The sequence below is a fragment of the Lysobacter antibioticus HS124 genome (assembly GCF_000336385.2).
Classification (GTDB): Bacteria; Pseudomonadota; Gammaproteobacteria; order Xanthomonadales; family Xanthomonadaceae; genus Lysobacter; species Lysobacter firmicutimachus.
Genome location: NZ_HG424522.1, coordinates 1 through 1,859, shown reverse-complemented (window position 1 = coordinate 1,859; position 1,859 = coordinate 1). Strand labels below are relative to the sequence as shown.

Sequence of the window (1,859 nt, the reverse complement as noted above, 5' to 3'; positions counted from 1 at the left end):
GGGCCACCGCCGATGTCCGTTGCCGTCCCTCCCGCCTACCGCCCGTCTGCTCGAAGCTTTGCTATTGTGAGCGTCATCACTTTATCGACAGGCCGTTCCTGACCTAAGGTGGGGAAAGCAGCGCGTTCCCACGTTCGAACTCGGGAGGGCCGCGGAAGCGGACGCCGGACCACGGATGGACGGCGATCGGGCTGCGGTAGAGCGTCCATGCGCCCCCAGCATGGACTGGTGTTGCCAAGGCCGCTCCCTGGACGGCCGACAGCGTGGCGGGTTGCGGCCTGCCGTTGCGGAGGGGAAGTGAGATGCACCGAACTCGAGCCGAACTCGACGGCGACTTGTGCCAGCTGCGCGCGGCGTTGCCGCTGTGGCGCCGGCATTGGCGCGACGACGAAGTGTTCTGGAGCCGCGTCGACAGTCTGGTCGAACGCCTGCTGACGGTGACGCCGCGTCCGGAGCGCGGTCATGTCGTCTCGCACATCAATCACATCCTGGCCTCGCAGGGGCTGGAGCACGCACCCTACGAATGAGCCGTGCGCCGCGTGCGCGGCCGGCAAGAAAGCCCGGGCGCGCGATGCGGTCCGGCCGATGCATCGGCCGGCTCCTGGCTGTTCTTTCGCGAGGCCCCGGGTGCAGCGGAGCCGCTCGAGCGGCTGCCCAGGCCTGTCGGCCGATCGCCGATGTCGCGCCGCCGGCGCCCTCCTGCATCGCAGCCCCCCGAGCGCGACTTGGCGCGCCATGGCCGCGCGAGCGCGAGACCGGGCGGTCGGGGGGGTTGGCCGAGTCGGATGCGCTGCGCAGCGCCGTCGATGCGTCGCGGTGCGGGCGCGGCTGCGATCGGTACAGGCCGAACAGGGCGCCCGAGCGTGGACGACGGCGGGGCGAAGTCGTCCGAGGGCGCGACCGAGCGCTGATGCAGGCCAAAGTCATGACGACGGCGGCTTGACACCCTTTTGGTGCAGGCTTATCAACGACTCGGCTATTTAACCTTCCGGTTCAGCGACATGTCCGTGGATTCGCTCAGCACCACTTTTGCGGCCCTGGCCGATCCGACCCGGCGCGCGATCCTGGCGCGCCTGGCGCAAGGCGAGGCCGGCGTGACCGAGCTGGCCGAACCGTTCCAGATGAGCCTGCCGGCGATTTCCAAGCACATCAAAGTCCTGGAGCGCGCCGGACTGATCGCGCGCGGCCGCGAGGCGCAGTGGCGACCGTGCCGCCTGGAACCGGCCCGGCTGCAGGAGATCTCCGGTTGGCTGGATCGGTATCGCGCGTTCTGGGATCAGCGGCTGGACCGGCTCGACGATTACCTGCAGCAATGGCAGAAGACGAGCGGCGCACGCGATGGTCGCGATGCCGGTTGAGCGGGGCATGGGCCGCCCGCGCGCGCGCGCGGCGGCCGGTCGCGGCATGGGCCTCGTGCATGCCTGATGCCGGCGACCGCAAGCGCGGGCCGGTGCCGCCGCCGGTGCCGTGCTGCGGGCTGCCCAGCCCGCTGGCCAATGCGATCCGCCGCACCGTCGCCTTGCCCAGGCCGACCGCAGCGCCCGTCCCATCGAAGCCGCGCCGCCGCCCAGCGTAGGCGCAACGGAGGCCGCGACCCCGGGACGCGCAGAGAACCCAACGCCGACGCCATCGATCGAAGCCCGAAACCGTCGTGGGTAGGAGCGGCGCAAGCCGCAACCGCCATCCTTCACTCTCGCCGCGTCTTTGCCCTTTGCCCCTTGTAGGAGCGGCGTAAGCCGCGACCGCACCCTTTCGGCCTCGCGGCGTCTGTCGTTCGCAGGTCTGTGAAGCTTCAAAGCTATAAGGCGCAAAGCCAAGCTTCCGTCCGCAAGCGGCCGGGTCACTTTCTTTGTCCAAGG

2 protein-coding genes are annotated in these 1,859 nt (G+C 70.0%); both read left to right on the top strand.

Features of this window, described 5'->3' with window-relative positions; genetic code table 11:
• Positions 1–302 precede the first annotated feature (302 nt).
• Positions 303–527 carry a hypothetical protein gene (locus tag TX83_RS15130; RefSeq protein WP_064748800.1) on the top strand — a complete coding sequence of 75 codons (225 nt, stop codon included), beginning with the start codon at positions 303–305 and terminating at the stop codon, positions 525–527.
• A gap of 474 nt (positions 528–1,001) precedes the next feature.
• Entirely contained in the window at positions 1,002–1,358 is a 357-nt protein-coding gene (locus tag TX83_RS15125) for an ArsR/SmtB family transcription factor (protein WP_064748799.1), read from the top strand.
• Positions 1,359–1,859 lie beyond the last annotated feature (501 nt).